We start from the raw sequence: 15361 nt of genomic DNA on the forward strand, positions 1-15361 counted from the left end.
CCGGTGATCTCAGGCTGTTCCGGCTGCTCGGACTGCTCTGGGGGCTCCGGCAGATTAGATTTGCTGAGCGACGCGCTCAATGACTTCCTTTGCCAGGTTCGAATACTGTACAGCGCCGGAGGAGCTCGGTGCCCACGTGTTGATCGGTTCGCCTGCCACGGAAGTTTCCGGGAAGCGCACGGTGCGGGTAATCACGGAGTCGAAGACCTTATCCCCGAATGCCTCCACCAGCCGCTCCATCACCTCGCGAGCGTGCAGAGTGCGGCGGTCGAACATAGTCACCAGGATGCCCAGAACTTCCAGCTTGAAGTTCAAGCGGTCACGGACTTTGTCCACCGTATCCATCAAAAGCGCCAAGCCACGCAGCGAGAAGTACTCGGACTCCACGGGAATGATCACGGAGTCCGCGCAACTCAGTGCGTTTACCGTCAGCAGGCCGAGGGAGGGCTGGCAGTCGACGATGATGAAGTCGTAGTCACGCATGACGGGACGTAGCGCACGGGCCAGTGCTTGTTCGCGTCCGACCTCGTTGACCAATTGGATCTCTGCAGCCGACAGGTCAATATTCGCCGGCACGACATCCAGACCGTCGACGGGGCTGGAATGGATGGCGTCAAAAATCGAAGTAGAAGAATCGACCAGAAGGTTGTAGACGGTCACGTCCAGCTCGTCGTGGCTGATTCCCAATCCGGCCGACAGCGCACCCTGCGGATCCAGGTCCACCAGCAGAACTTTACGGCCGAAGGCAGCCAACGAGGCACCAATGTTGATCGTCGAGGTGGTCTTGCCCACTCCGCCCTTTTGGTTGCACATCGCGATGATGGAGGCCGGGCCGTGGCGATCCAGCGGTTCCGGATCCGGCAGCTCCTTGATCGGTCGGCCTGTGAGGCCGATGCGCTGATCGGGCTTATCAAACAACGCATCCGCGTGTGACTGTGAACGTGACATCAGCTATCCCGTCAAGCCCTTTCCCTTGATTGTTCTATTCAACCGATAATTACACCCTAGAGATTATCAGGCGCACTAGGTACGGGGGTGGGATGAGGCCCAAATTTCCCTCAAGTGCTCAGGGCTGACCTTGGTATAGATCTGTGTCGTCGCCACACTTGCATGGCCCAAGAGTTCCTGCACCACGCGAATATCCGCGCCGCCTTCCAACAGGTGGGTGGCGAAGCTGTGCCGCAGACTGTGCGGCGAGACATGCTGCAGCCCCGCCGCATCCGCTGCCTGCGCGACGATTTTGAAGCCCGACTGCCTACCCAACCGCGCCCCGCGGTTGTTGAGGAACAGCGCCGGGCTGCCCTTCTTGTTCAGACTTGGACGCGCGCGCACAAGGTAGCGTTCCACAGCCTGCAGCGCGGGGCGCCCCAGAGGAACGATGCGCTCTTTGCCGCCCTTGCCGCGAACCAGCAACATGCGTTGCTCCCGGTCGAGATCGTCGACGTCGAGATCCAGCAGTTCCGTGATGCGCGCCCCGGTCGAGTAAAGCATCTCTAGGAGCGCACGGTCGCGGATATTTATTTGCGACGCCCCGTCCCCCGCCGGCACAGCGTTCAGTAGAGCTTCTACCTGTGCGAGGCTTAGCGCCTTGGGAATAGAGCTGCCCTGGGAAGGCATGGGCACGTCCGCTGCCACATCAAAGGGTAGGCGCCCGTCGGCATGGGCGAAAGAATGCAACCCGCGGATTGCCGCCAGCGCGCGAGCAGCCGAAGATGCCGCCAGGTTGAGATCTTTACGCAGAAAGACGAGGTGATCTTCGATATCTGTGGCTGTCACATCTCCCAGTGCCTTGGCATCCAGCCATTCCAGGTAGCGATCCAGGTCGCGTTGGTAATTCGACAGTGTATGTACGGATACGTCCCGTTCGGTCTTTAGATGCCGGATATAGGCTCTGCCGAGTTTATGGTTTGCTTCGCGGCTCAACGGATGAACTTCATGTCCATACCCGGCTTTGCTTCAGCGCTGGCGGCGCGGCGTTCGGTAAGGCCGGAGTGATAGTTAAAGGGCTCGGTAACATCGCGGCGGGTACCGGCAGCCAAGTGCAGCAGTGCGATAGCGGCAATGGAGTTTTCCACTTTCCCCGTCTGCACCCATTCAATAGCTTCGGGGATCGGCACCCAGCGCGTCTCAATCTCCGCCTCCTCGAACTCACCCTCTGGGAGATCAAAACCGCTGAGATCGCTGTCCAAATCTTCGGCCAGGTAGATGCGACACATCTCTTCGCTGAACCCCGGGGACGTCACAACATCCCCCAGCAGATGCCACGTCTGCGCGCACAGGCCAGCTTCCTCCGCCAACTCGCGCCGAGCGGCATCAAGGGGATCTTCTCCCACCATGTCCAGCAAGCCAGCTGGGATTTCCCACAGGTGACGTCCCACCCCGTGGCGGTACTGACGGATCATCATGACGTGACCGTCGCGCACAGCGGCTACGGCAACAGCGGAGAAGTGCTCCACGATTTCTCGCTTAGCTTCTCCAGTGGCGGTAGTGATCGTGTCCCGGCGCACCCCGATAATCGGTGCGTCTAGCAGCAATTCGCTGTCTACGACACGGTACGGTGTGCTGCTTTTGGTGCCCTGTGTATCCATGCCATCCCAGTGTAGGAGGGTGTGGTTAGGAACGCTCGGCCTGGTGCTTCAGGGCTGCGTCTACAAGCCCCTGGAACAGCGGGTGGGAGCGAGTCGGACGGGACTTGTATTCCGGGTGAGCCTGGGTGGCCACAAAGTATGGGTGCACGTCCTTCGGGTACTCAACGAATTCCACCAGGGTGCCGTCCGGGGAGGTTCCAGAGAACTGCAACCCGGACCCCTCAGTGATCTGCTCGCGGTAGGCGTTGTTCACTTCGTAGCGGTGGCGGTGACGCTCCGAGACATCGGTGGTGCCGTACATTTCTGCGACCAGGGATCCCTCTGCCAAGTGGGCTAGGTAGGCGCCGAGGCGCATGGTTCCGCCCAGGTCAGCCTCGCCCGACACAGCGGCCTTCTGTTCTTCCATGGTGGAGATGACGGGAGTGGCGGCGTTGGCGTCGAACTCGGTAGAAGAAGCATCCGTGAGACCCGCAGTGCGTGCAGCCTCGATCACGATGCACTGCAGACCCAGGCAGATGCCGAGCAGTGGCAGGTTGTTCTTCCGGGCGTAGGTGATGGCGCCGATTTTGCCTTCGATGCCACGGTTGCCGAAACCACCAGGGATAACCACGCCGTCGACGTCCTTCAACGCCTCAGCGGCAGCTTCTTCCGTCTCGCAGTCGTCGGACGCAATCCACTTCACGCGAGCGCGAACATTCGCACCAAAGCCACCTGCGCGAATGGCTTCAGCGACGGACAGATAAGCGTCCGGTAGATCAATGTACTTGCCGACAATGCCGATGGTGACCTCGCCGTTCGGATTGTGGACGCTTTCCAGTAGGTTGCCCCAGGTCGTCCAGTCCACGTCGCGGAACGGCAGGTTCAGGCGACGGATGATGTAGTTATCCAGGTGCTGAGAGTGCAGCACCTTCGGGATGTCGTAGATGGAGGGAGCGTCGGGGCAAGAAACCACGCCATCCTCGTCCACGTCACACATCAAGGCGATCTTGGCCTTCATAGCTTGCGGAACTTCACGGTCAGCGCGCAGGACGATCGCATCCGGAACGATACCGATGCTGCGCAGCTCTGCGACAGAGTGCTGGGTCGGCTTCGTCTTCAGCTCACCAGATGGAGCGAGATAAGGAACCAGAGAAACGTGGATGAAGGCAATGTTCTCGCGACCCGCCTCGTGGCGAACCTGGCGGATAGCCTCCAAGAAAGGTTGGGACTCGATGTCACCGACAGTACCGCCGATTTCGCTGATCACTACGTCTGGCGCTTGACCATTCTTGTCTGGCTGTCCCATAGCCAGCACGGCGGCCTTGATCTCATCGGTGATGTGCGGGATCACCTGGACGGTCTTGCCCAGGAACTCACCGCGACGCTCTTTAGCGATCACGTTGGAGTACACCTTGCCGGTGGTGACATTGCCGGCAGCGGAGAGGTTGCGATCCAGGAAACGCTCGTAGTGGCCGAGATCCAGGTCGGTCTCCGCACCATCTTCCGTGACGAACACTTCGCCGTGTTCGAATGGGTTCATGGTGCCCGGATCAACGTTGAGGTACGGATCCAGCTTCTGCATCGTTACACGCAGGCCACGGGAGGAAAGCAGCTGTCCTAGGCTGGCCGCAGTGAGCCCCTTGCCCAACGAGGACGCCACACCGCCGGTGACGAAAATGAATTTAGTGCTGTTCTTTGCACGATTAGTGGCCAAGGTAACTCCCGAATCAACGACGCTTAAACTTCGCTATCTACGGGGTTTCAGCCTAACACAAGCCTATTCCGGCGTAGCATCTGACGCGTTCGAAGCTGCCCCATAATGCCCCGCCTTGTTGTCCTTTTGCTGGCCTAGCGCACGGATGGTAGCGATGCGTCCGGCTACGGTGTCCACGTTGTCGATCGTGGAGACTGCTTCCTTCGCATCCTTATCTGCACGAACCTGGCCAATGGCTCCGTTATCTTCCGCGCTGCCTGCCTGTGCTGCGAGTACAGCGCCCTTCGTGCGAGAATCCAGCCCCGCGACAAAGTCAGCTACGAATTTGGTGCTGTAGTTGCCATGGGCCGCGTCATCAGAGGTATCGCCTCCTACGACCAGATCCAGATCCGCGGGTTTTGGAGCGTCTCCTTGGTAGGCAATGAGATCCTCGTTGGACAACGCACCGAGGGCTATGCCGCGATCAGTTTCGCTGGCCTCTTCGTCACCTGCTGCCAGGGCTGCTCCCAGCAGCTGGCCGGTGTGCATACCGGGATCTAGTTTGTCTTCCGATAGTTTCGCGCCCGCTGGCAAAGAGTTGGCTGCAATGGACTTCAGAGAGTCACCGCTATCTGCACTCAGTGCCTTATCCGTCAGCTCGATAACACCGTTAACGCTGCCACCAGCCATTTTGATTAGGCGCTTGAGGCTATCGGTATTGGCCTGGTCGGCGTCAGGAAGAACAAAAAGATTAACCGAGGTACCACGCAAGAGATTGCGCACCGCCGGGCCCGAAACCGAACCGAGAACCTTGTCGCTGGCGGCAGACTGTCCCTCGGCTTTGTCACGCGCGGCTTTTTCGTCCTTCAACTGCTGCGCGGCGGAGGAATCTTTCGCTACTGGCCCACCCGGTACATTCGGCGCGAGGGCAAAGAAACCCAATGCGGTACCTGCGGCGATGCCAAAGCTCAGGCCGGCGATAACCTTGCCGGCGGAGCCTTTCGAGTTTTTGCTCATGCTTATCCCGTCTACTGCCTAGCTCTTGAACAGATCCTGCACGCTCAGGGCGAAGCTGTTCCAGGTGTCGATGAGGTTATCTACGAACGCACCATCGCCAGAGAACCCAATAATCGCGATGATGACGGCAAGGGCAACCAGGATGCCCAGGATTGCCCAGATCCAGCCACCGCCGGACCTAGAAACTCGGTAGAGCTCGGCCACAGCAGTGGAATCAACGAGCCGCGGCCCTACTCGCAGACGGGACATCAAGGCCGACGGAGTGTCCGGCGACTGTGCTCGTTGGAACACGGTATCTAGATCTTCGATCTCGCCGAGGTTTACCACCATGGAAGCACCGTGGTAGTTGGCCAGCAGCAGAGCCAGATCAGTCGGGTTCTGCGTGGCAGCGGGGAACGTCATGGCGCCCACGCCCAGGTCTTGAATACGCTCCAAGCCCACTGCATGCCCGTCCGGGTCTGCCGGCAGCACAACGGTGGCGCCGCTGCGCAGTGCTTCGTTGGAGATTTTCTCCGGATCACCGATGATCACATTCGGACGGTAGCCCTCTTGGATCAAGCTGTCGGCTGCGTTTTCCACCGCCACGATAATCGGCGAGTACTCCCGCATGAAGTAACGCAGATCCTTGAGCTTCTGTTCGATACGCGCGTCAGGGCTTGCCACCAGCACTTTACGGTCGTCCATGTCCACATCGACATCCGGGATGCCGAGGCCATCGACCAGCAGAGGAGCCTCGGAACGGACGAATTCGGACATGTTGCCGGACAACGCCTCCATGTGGTCGCCGAGCGCCTCGCGAGCGTCTTCGAAGCGGGAGGACGCAGTATCCATGTCGAGGATCTCGCCTCCGCCGATGGAGCGGTCGCCGTAGTAGACCTTGCCGTCGTCGATGCGCCCCTTCTTGCCGTTCTTCACCTTAGCAATCAGGTCTTCACCAGCGTTTTCGATCAGCAGGATGCCTTCGTCAAGCATCATCTGCGGGCCGAAGTTCGGCACTTGTCCAGTGGTGAATTGTTGAGCGTTCACGACGGCGGAAACGCGCGCGTCGATGAGCTTCTGGCTGGCTGCACGGCTGATATCGGATTCGTCGACAATGGCGATGTCGCCCTCGGAGATCTTGGCCTTAGTAAATCCCTTGGGTCCGGTGAGGTCACGGGTGGCGCCGTTGATTCCGGGCTGGTCACTACGGGAGAAAATCATGCCCACCATTGTGGTGTTCATGTGGCCAGTGTTGCGTTAGGCGCGCCGGGAAATGGCCTAACGAATCACCTTCTTCACTGTCTGTTGCGTCGCGGTTCCCTCCTTGTCGGATCCCTTACGCCCGCGTGCCTTCTTCCCAGCGATCACCGGATCTTCACCACTAAGGAAAAGGCGCCGGAAGTACGAGCGATCCTGCTTGCCGTAATTCAGCGACGACCCGCGCAGACCACCCTTCACTCCCTTACCTGTTTGGCCAATGTTTGTTCCTCTTCCCATTACTGTGGACGCCACGTTCCCGCCGCCCTTCACTCCAGCACCGCCCTTTGCGCCAGTGGTTCCGTGGACCGCAGAAGTTGCACCCTTGCCGGAGTTAGGAGTGTTCGCGTGCGCGTTCTCCCCGTGAGGGGTGTTGAGAGGGCTGGAGATTGTTTTCAGGCTGCCTGGGAGGTTCGGGCGGGGTGCCGTGGTGGAGACGTTTCGCAAGTCCGCCTTAGGGGTGCCGGTGACGGGGTTTGCGCTGGTTCCGGCGCCGGCGCCTCCACTAATGCTGCGAAGCTGTGAGCCATTCCCCCTGGTGCCCAGTTCGCTCACCGCGCCGGAGCGCCCGGCTGCGCCGCCGCCAGTTCCGAAGCGGCTCTGTGCGTTGATAAGGTTCTCCGTCCCTGACATGGAAGTACCGCCCTGGCCGGGAACGGTTGGAGTGGCGGTGGCCGCGGTTGCTTGGTGGGGCGTGCTCACCGGTGCCTGCGCCGGTGACGTGATGCCTCCGGGCGCAAATCCGGGCGCCTGAGGTGCTGCTGTGGCCGCTGCGGGTTGGACGGGTGCAGGTGTGTTAGCCGGAGCGTGCAGGCCACCTGGTGCCGGAGCCGCGTGAGTGGCTGCGGTCGCTGCGGTGGGTTTAGGTGCATTCGTTGCCGCGGCGGCAGCTTGCTCGCCGTGAGCTGTGGCGCTTGCGGGGGCAACAGCATGTGTGTGGCCGTTGATGTGCGTGACCGTCGGTTGTGCGGAGGCGGTCGAGACGGTGGTGGCGTCCAGAGTTCCTCCGCCAGAGTGCCCAACGATCGGAACCCCGAGGTTGGAGACGGGAGGGCGCACCATCTCGAGGGATGGCTGCAGTTGCGAGGAAACGAAGTTGGCGACGGCGGCTTGTTCGGCGAGTAGGCGTTCCGCAGGGTCGGCGATCAGCGAGGTTGTAGCTTGGATGGTTTCGAGTGCTTGCAGGTTGGTGCTGCGGACGAGCGGGAATTGGCGGACGGAGCCGGCCATTGCGGTGGTGTTGGAGGCTACGACAAGACCGGTTTTGTGGACATCGTCGATGGCTTCGCGCGCCATGTCGAATGAGTAACCCTCGGAGGAGTTCGCCAGGCCGGTAGATGCGCTCTTGAGGTTATCCATTGAGTTTTTGAGCGCCTTGGCTGCGTTTTCCCAAGAGTCCGCGACCGCGAGTGGCGCGGAATCGTCCCCCTGAAATGCCGTGATGAGCGAAGTCAGCGGCATCGTGGCCTCCGCCACGGTCACTGGCGTGTTGTACATCAGGTTGTCGATCGACCGAGAATCGCGGGTTGGGATAAAAATTTTCCGCATTCTGTTATCGGCGACCGAGACCTGGGAATTCACCTGATCGAAGGACTTCTTGCTGAAATACTCCTGCAGGTCGAAGCCTTCCAGTTGGTTGGAGAATACCTCCTGGAGCCATTCAATATTTGATTTTAAAATATCGAGAACGTTCTCAGCAGACCCTGATTGCCCCACCCAAAACGACCGATGCTGCGAGAAAGCGCCTGTAACTGAGGGTGCACCAGTGTAACTTCCTAAACTTCGACCGGCAGTCTTCAACCCTTTTAACGCAATCAATGACGATCGCAAACTTTGCTGAACAGCTCTTAGTCCAGAAACATCGAACCTGATCATTCCCCACCCCTATAAATCATCAAATATTAGTTATGTTGTCGTAAATTTGAAAGAAATACTCTGAGTACAGACACACTTCTTGAACACTACTATCTGATCCCCCAGAAAGGCTCTCGATAGCCAACCTTCCATCACTCATATTTTTGGCAATAATACACTCACTAGACTTTTCCCCTTCACCTCCAATGGGAACTACGTCCTCACGACGAGGGGCGTAGTTCACCTCTTTCCGATAACCGTCGATTTGTTTATCACCGTCAAGTGAAACTTGAAATAGTCCTTCAGAAAAAAATCCGTTGACCGGCGATTCCTCAAAAAAATTACATGTGTAGTTCAGTGATGAATTAATAGATATTTCTTGACCAAATCCTAACTCTTTCAGGCGTGTTGAAACTTGCTTATCACAGATGTCTGGAAGACCTTGGAAACTTTGCGTATCCCCCTTCCCCTCTAGCTTCGGAAGTTCGATGGGATCCCCCACGTACTTCTGCGATGCCCACACATAGTGCTCCCACGGATCCGTCGGCTCGGTCTCGAACCACATCCCCTTGTGCCCCTCAGGTTTTAGCATACGGCCGTCGCCTTCGGTCCCTCCTGAACCCGAGTTATCCACAGGACCGTCGCTTGTCGATAACTCTTCCGTTTCTGCAAAAGCACCGGTCAAGGCAGGTTCCTCGTCCTCGCTGCCGCACGCAGTCAAAGCGAATCCAAAAAGAATTAGAAACACACTTGCCGCTACACGTTTCACCGTCTTAGCCCCCTCACACTGCACGCAGATCGCTGCGGGTGCGCGCTCCCCCTCTTAACACAGCACTACTGTAGCGCCGATCACATCCCGGCGCCCGCTGGCCAAAAAATTTTCTACAGCTCCGCTTTCGCTTCCGTAGCCATCGCCATCAGCTCTTCGGCGTGAGCCCGCCCCGTTTCAGACTCCAACCCTGCCAACATACGAGACAGCTCTTCTGTCCGTTCATCCTCGCTCAGCGTACGAACCGAGGAGGTCACCGAATCCTTTGACGTTGCCTTAGCCACGTATACGTGGGCGTCACCAAATGCGGCGACCTGTGGCAGGTGAGTTACGACAATGACCTGATTCTCGATCGCGAGCTTAGCCAGGCGCCGCCCAATCTCCACAGCTGCCTTGCCACCGACGCCCGCATCGACCTCATCGAAAACCATCGTGCGACCACCGTCCGAACCTGCAGCCAGTACAACCTCCAGCGCCAACATCACGCGAGAAAGCTCACCGCCAGAGGCCGAACCCGCCAAAGGGTTCACATTGCCACCCTGCACCAGCTGGAACTCCACCTCGTCGATGCCGTGCGGCCCGAGCTCCTCCTGCTGCCGCACGTCCACTCGAATCTCGGCGGACATGTGCAGCCCCCGGATCTCTTCAGTAACGGCCTTGGAAAATTTTTTCGACGCCCTCACGCGTGCCCCTGAAAGCTTGCCCGCGATCGCGCTCGCTGCCTCCCGCGCAGAGGCGACCTCATCTTGCAGCTTCTGCAGCGCTTCATCGGAGACGTCCATCGACTCCAGCCGCTCGCGCGCCTGATCGCGCCATGCCAGGGCACCGTCAACGTCCACGGCGTACTTACGCAATTCCCGCAACTGCGTTTGGCGCTGTAAAAGCCCGTCGAGTTCATCGGGGTCCGGCACGTCCAACAGTGCCTGGCCGATTTCGGAGGAGATATCGCTCAGCAACACCCCAACCTCATTTAGGCGGTCAGCAAGATCTGAAAAACTATCTCCCTCATCGTCCGGATCCACCAAACCGGATAGTTCGTTAGCCGCTTGGGATACCAGCGCACCGGCACCTTCGGAATCGCCAAAGTCATCGCCTGACCCCATGCCATCCAAACCATCCAGCGCCGCTTGGGCACGCTGAAGTCCCGCACGGATATCGTCTGCGGCCTGCAAACGCTTAATCTGCGCCTTAACCTCAGCGTCCTCGCCGGGCTGCGGATCAATGTCGTCGATAGCCTCCACCGCACGCTGGAGCGTTTCGCTCTCTAAAGCAAGATCGCGGCGGGCTGCCATGCGACGGCGCAGATCCTTATCCAAGCGCAACCATTCGGCGCGCTTTTCCCTGTACTCGGCCACAGTGTCAGCCAAACCCGCATAGTCATCCAACGCGCCGAGTTGGCGCACGGGATCCAGCAGTCGCATCTGATCGTTCTGCCCGTGGATCGTAATTACATGGCCAGCGAATTCCCCCAGCACGCCCGCCGCCACGGTCTTTCCAGCCAGGTGCGCACGGGAACGGCCCGTGGCATTGACCGTGCGCGAAGCAATCACTTCACCCTCGTCAATATAGCCACCGACCTGATCCACCAGCTCCTCTACTGCTGGGGAATCCGCAGAGAATATACCCTCCACGCTGGCCTTATCAGCGCCATTTCGCACGCGGGAAGCATCCGCGCGATGCCCCGAAAGCAAGCGTAAAGAGCTCACAACCATCGTCTTACCAGCGCCAGTTTCGCCGGTGACGACGCTCAAGCCAGTGGAAAACTCCGCCGTCGCTTCCTCAATCACGCCGAGGTTGCGAATGTGTAGTTCGTGCAGCATTGCTAGTGACGCGGGCCCCTCCAGCCCGTCACAGGCAAACGGAACTTATGCACCAGGCGGTCAGTGAAAGGTGCGGAATCCAGACGTACCCACCGCACCGGCTGCGGGCCACGGCGAATCTCCACGCGGGCGCCAGGGGGCATGTGAATCTGGCGGAAACCATCCATAACAACCGTTGCGGGCGAGGTCGATGGGTTCGTCTCTACTGCCACCATCGAGTTCGGGGAAACCACCAGCGGACGGCTGAACAGCGTATGTGCGTTGCTGGTAACCACCAGAATCGCATCCAGCTCCGGCCACAGAACCGGGCCACCTGCACTGAAGGCGTAGGCGGTGGAGCCGGTGGGCGTCGATACCAAAACACCGTCGCAACCGAACGAGGAAACAGGCCGCTCGTCAACCTCCAGGATCGTATCCAGGACACCCTGGCGGTTCAGGTTCTCTACCGAACACTCATTGAGCGCCCAGCCCGTGCCCAGCACACGACCATCCATATCGCGGGCAGTAATGGAAAGGGTCATGCGATCCTCGATGCGGTAGTCGCGATCGATCACGCGATCCACGGCCTCCTGCAGGGACTCTTGTTCCCACTCTGCAAGGAAGCCGATATGTCCCATGTTGATGCCGAGAACCGGTACATCCGCGGAATGCGCAATATCGGCAGCGCGGAGGAACGTGCCATCGCCGCCCAAGACGATCACCATTTCCACGCCCGTGGCCGCTTCCTTGGTGTGGCCAAAGCGCTTAAAGCGCCCCAGGATCTCGTGGCGCGCTACCGGGGCTGGGTCGGCGGTAGCCATCACGCGGACGTTGATGCCGCCCTTTTGTAGCCGAGATGCAGCCTCGGCAGCCAGCCCGAGGTTTTCGTGTACGCCAGTGTGCGCAACCAGCAGGACTTCGCGCTCCGCGTTCTTGTCACTGCCTGTATCGGCGCCGTTGTCGGCACTGCGTTCCGCGCCGTGGTCAGTCCCCGGTGTGGTCACTGCGGCCCCTCCTTAATGGCGGTTGCGATCATCTCGTCCAGGCCGGTGTAGTCAGCCTCTGCACCCATGCTAGGCGAAACCGCAGCGCCGTCCTTGACCAACCAGAGAAAATACTCCACATTGCCACTCGGCCCTGGCAAAGGAGAGGCGACAACGGCCTTCGTCCTCAAACCATACTTCATCGCCTCAATTGCCACGTCGCGGGTAACTTCGGCGCGCAGTTCAGGGCTCCGGACCACACCGCCGTGTCCTAAGCGATCCTTCCCCACCTCAAATTGGGGCTTAACCATCGGCAGCAGATCTCCGCCCTGTTTCACACAAGCGGCCAGAGCTGGCAGAACCAAACGGATGGAAATGAAGCTCAAGTCGCCGACCATCAGATCCACTTCGCCGCCAAGTGCCTCCGGGGTGAGGGTGCGCACGTTCGTACGATCCATAACATCCACCCGGTCGTCGTTTTGCAGCCGCCAGATAAGCTGCCCATAGCCCACATCCACGGCCTTGACCTTCGCAGCACCACGGTCCAGACACACATCGGTAAAACCACCGGTCGAAGCGCCGGCATCCAGAACAGTCTTGCCTGCAAGCGTTAGCCCTTGCGGCTCGAATGCCTCCAGCGCCCCAAGAAGTTTATGCGCACCTCGGCTAGCCCAACGGTCGTCTTCGGATTCCGCCACTTTGATGGAGACATTGCCGTCCACCCCGCTGGCGGGCTTCTTCGCTAACATTCCATTGACGGTCACACGCCCGGATTTAATCATCTCCTGGGCGTGTTCCCGGCTCCGGGCGATCTTACGCGCCACCAGTTCCGCGTCGAGACGCTGCAGCTTGGCACCCCTTTTCGCCATCAGCGCTCGCCTCCGAGTGCCTCGTTAACCACCCGGTGAGCTTCCTCCAACACGGCTGCTTCTTCCGCGCCGTGTACATCACGCGCCAGTAACTCGTCGACGGCCTGTGCTAGCTCTTCTTGTTGACGCCTACTGTCCCCCGACAACATCGAAGGTTTCGGCTGCCCCTCTCCCACTTACTTCCAACCTCCTAGTGCCTCCATGGCTTGTGCGTCTGCACCCACAAAGTCGATATCCGCAGCGGAGGTGATCTGCGAGATGTCAGGATTATCGATCAGCTGCCATGCCTCCGGCGCGGCTACGGCCAGTGCTTCAGCGGCCATGATTTCCACGTCACCAAGTTCACCAGCGGTAACGCGGATACGAGCAGTACCCGGATCCACGCTGGCGGACCATCCGGCGAGGTGATCCCGTAGGTTACCTGCAATGAAGGTTGGCCGGTGGGACGGCGGGGCGTCAATAATATCGGTGTGGGTAGACACCCCAGTGACGGTGCAGAGAGTATCCATACCTGCTGCATTACCACCGGCGATGTCAGTATCCAGCCGATCGCCGACGGCTAGTGGCTTGGTGGAACCGATCTTCCGAGCAGCAACCAGAAACATGGCGGGGCCTGGCTTGCCTGCGGATTCCGGGGTCACGCCCGTAGCGGAGGTGACGGCGGCGACCATCGACCCGTTGCCGACCATGAAACCGCGCTCCGAGGGCAGAGTCGTATCCAAGTTGGAAGCAAAGTAGCGGGCGCCGCGCTGGATAGCCAAGGCGCCTTCGGAAAGCCGCGCCCAGTCATTATCTGGGCTATGGCCGTGGAAGACGACGTGCGGGTGGTCGTCGGCGGTATCGGTGACGGTAAAGCCTGCCTCTGCGACCAAATGTTTGAATGATTCGTGGCCGATCACAAATGCTCGTGGTTGGTCGACGCCGGAATCAGCAATGTACTGCTTGCCGAGATCGCAGGCCGCCATGGCGGACGTGACAACATGATCCGCGTCGGCCTTAAACCCCATCGAGTTCAGATGCTCCGCGACTTGTTGGGGTGCGCGGGAAGCATTGTTGGTCACGTACATCACCTGGCGACCGGCTAGGCCTTCTGCTGCACCTGGAATCGAGGTATGGCCGGAAAAGACCGTACCGTCGAGATCGGCAAGAAGTGCGTCGTAGTTGTCCAGCAGCGGGTGGGCCATCGGCTATTTTTCCTCGCTTTGGGATGCAGCCTCTTGGTCTTCGTCCAGCTCGGCCAGACGGTCGGACACATCGAGTACTTCTTCGGTATCCATTTCTGCGGCGCGGTTAAACCACTCCACAGCCTCTTTCTTGCGGCCAACGGTTACGAGGGCATCGGCATAAGCGTAGAAAAGGCGCATACGAGTGACATCAGGTGCCTCAGCATTTTCTAGCTGCGCTTCGAGCGCTGAGAGCGCGTCATTTGGATGGTCGAGATCCTGGTGGGCGCCTGCGACGACGATAGCAAGCTCCACCTTAGATTCTGCATCCAGTTGATCCGCTTGAGGATCATTGGCGACATCAAGGGCTTTCTCCGGCTTGCCAAGCCCCCGCTCGCAGTCGGCGAGGACAGGAAGTAGGCCTGGGCCACCGGCCATTCGACGTGCGGCGCGCAGTTCGGAAATAGCTTCCTTCCACTCGCCTGCGTGGTAGGCGACGATTCCGCAGGTTTCGCGTGCCACGGAAACGCGCCCCGCACGATCCTTCGCAGCACGAGCGTGAGCCAGTGCCTTTTCCGGCTCATTATCTAACAGAGTGGCGGCCATGATTAGGTGCTTCGCCACCATGTCTGCGTTGTCTTTGGACAAGCTGCGGAGTTCTTGGCGTACGGAAGGATCTAGCTCCTTGGGGTCGAGATCCTGAGGCACTTCGGGTTCATTGAGGCGCTTGTTCAGGCGTTCCTCTCGGTAACCTGCGCGCTGAGGACCACTGTGCGGGCCGCGCTGGGTGTCCCAGTTAGAGCTGCGCTTTTTATTGGAGTTACGGTTTGGGCGCCCGCCGCGGTTGGGCTTGAACCCACCCTTGTTGCGGAATTTGCCATCACCCTGTGGTCGTCCTCCACGACCGCGATTGTTGTTTGAATTCTCAACCATGCTTGGGAGTGCACCTTCCGTCGTCTATTTGTCTTCGGGTTTTCGGGTCCGCCCCGTGAACCTTATCAATCCTAGTTTCCTGCTTTGCGCCGGCGCAATCGAGCTGGGCTTTGTGGGGACGCCTACTTGTCCGCAGCAGCGCAGTTAGACATAGAAAAATGAGGTGTGGGTTGCTGTAACCCTTTAAAAGGCTACAACGACCCACACCCCATCTTTTAAGTTTTAATGCCGGCGGTGACTTACTCTCCCACACCCTCCCAGGTGCAGTACCATCAGCGCAGGTAGGCTTAGCTTCCGGGTTCGGAAAGGGACCGGGCGTGACCCCACCGCTAACAACCACCGACAAACCACAATCAGAACAAAACACACACCCAACCAAACCCCAGGGTTCGCTGGTGTGTAGTGCCGTTCCAGACACTGCATAACAAACGCGAGTACACAACCCTTGCGACAAAAACCACTTTTAAACGTCAAAGCA

The 15361-nt window shown here is 59.2% G+C and carries 14 protein-coding genes and 1 rRNA gene; all 15 read right to left on the minus strand.

Translation table 11 applies throughout. The annotated features are described in order from the left end of the window. Positions 1-54 precede the first annotated feature (54 nt). The 15 genes from AC05K6_RS02900 to rrf all read right to left on the minus strand — a co-directional run bounded on the left by AC05K6_RS02900 (position 55) and on the right by rrf (position 15227). A complete protein-coding gene (locus AC05K6_RS02900; protein ID WP_448307726.1) occupies positions 55-948 on the minus strand; it encodes a ParA family protein in 894 nt (297 codons plus the stop codon). Positions 949-1023: 75 nt separating this feature from the next. Then, a complete protein-coding gene (locus AC05K6_RS02905) occupies positions 1024-1923 on the minus strand; it encodes a tyrosine recombinase (protein ID WP_476727708.1) in 900 nt (299 codons plus the stop codon). Then, positions 1920-2588: an NUDIX domain-containing protein gene (locus tag AC05K6_RS02910; RefSeq protein WP_476727709.1), complete on the minus strand. Its 669-nt coding sequence runs from the start codon at positions 2586-2588 to the stop codon at positions 1920-1922. The genes AC05K6_RS02905 and AC05K6_RS02910 overlap by 4 nt, the downstream gene beginning before the upstream one ends. Before the next feature lie 25 nt (positions 2589-2613). Further along, a complete protein-coding gene (locus tag AC05K6_RS02915; RefSeq protein ID WP_476727710.1) occupies positions 2614-4281 on the minus strand; it encodes a CTP synthase in 1668 nt (555 codons plus the stop codon). A gap of 63 nt (positions 4282-4344) precedes the next feature. Further along, positions 4345-5277, minus strand: a complete 933-nt coding sequence (locus tag AC05K6_RS02920; RefSeq protein WP_476727711.1) for a copper transporter — start codon at positions 5275-5277, stop codon at positions 4345-4347. Between the two features lie 18 nt (positions 5278-5295). Beyond that, a complete protein-coding gene (gene steA, locus AC05K6_RS02925) occupies positions 5296-6498 on the minus strand; it encodes a putative cytokinetic ring protein SteA (RefSeq protein ID WP_476727712.1) in 1203 nt (400 codons plus the stop codon). Positions 6499-6534: 36 nt separating this feature from the next. After that, the gene (locus tag AC05K6_RS02930) at positions 6535-8229 is read right to left on the minus strand and encodes a hypothetical protein (protein ID WP_476727713.1); all 1695 of its coding nucleotides are present in this window, start codon (positions 8227-8229) and stop codon (positions 6535-6537) included. A gap of 178 nt (positions 8230-8407) precedes the next feature. Further along, on the minus strand, positions 8408-9136 hold the full coding sequence (locus AC05K6_RS02935; protein ID WP_476727714.1) for a hypothetical protein: 729 nt from the start codon (positions 9134-9136) through the stop codon (positions 8408-8410). Between the two features lie 113 nt (positions 9137-9249). Continuing rightward, positions 9250-10956 carry a DNA repair protein RecN gene (gene recN, locus AC05K6_RS02940; protein ID WP_476727715.1) on the minus strand — a complete coding sequence of 569 codons (1707 nt, stop codon included), beginning with the start codon at positions 10954-10956 and terminating at the stop codon, positions 9250-9252. Between the two features lie 2 nt (positions 10957-10958). Continuing rightward, positions 10959-11939: an NAD kinase gene (locus AC05K6_RS02945; RefSeq protein WP_293791155.1), complete on the minus strand. Its 981-nt coding sequence runs from the start codon at positions 11937-11939 to the stop codon at positions 10959-10961. Next, positions 11936-12787, minus strand: coding sequence for a TlyA family RNA methyltransferase (locus tag AC05K6_RS02950; protein WP_473963361.1), 852 nt, complete (start codon positions 12785-12787; stop codon positions 11936-11938). The genes AC05K6_RS02945 and AC05K6_RS02950 overlap by 4 nt, the downstream gene beginning before the upstream one ends. Continuing rightward, positions 12787-12963, minus strand: coding sequence for a hypothetical protein (locus AC05K6_RS02955; RefSeq protein ID WP_005294519.1), 177 nt, complete (start codon positions 12961-12963; stop codon positions 12787-12789). The genes AC05K6_RS02950 and AC05K6_RS02955 overlap by 1 nt, the downstream gene beginning before the upstream one ends. Beyond that, the gene (locus AC05K6_RS02960) at positions 12964-13971 is read right to left on the minus strand and encodes an HAD-IIA family hydrolase (RefSeq protein WP_476727716.1); all 1008 of its coding nucleotides are present in this window, start codon (positions 13969-13971) and stop codon (positions 12964-12966) included. It abuts the gene before it with no gap. Positions 13972-13974: 3 nt separating this feature from the next. After that, on the minus strand, positions 13975-14883 hold the full coding sequence (locus tag AC05K6_RS02965; RefSeq protein WP_448308492.1) for a tetratricopeptide repeat protein: 909 nt from the start codon (positions 14881-14883) through the stop codon (positions 13975-13977). Positions 14884-15109: 226 nt separating this feature from the next. Next, positions 15110-15227 (minus strand): 5S ribosomal RNA (gene rrf, locus AC05K6_RS02970). Positions 15228-15361: the final 134 nt, after the last annotated feature.

The sequence above is a fragment of the Corynebacterium sp. TUM25020 genome, from assembly GCF_056388495.1.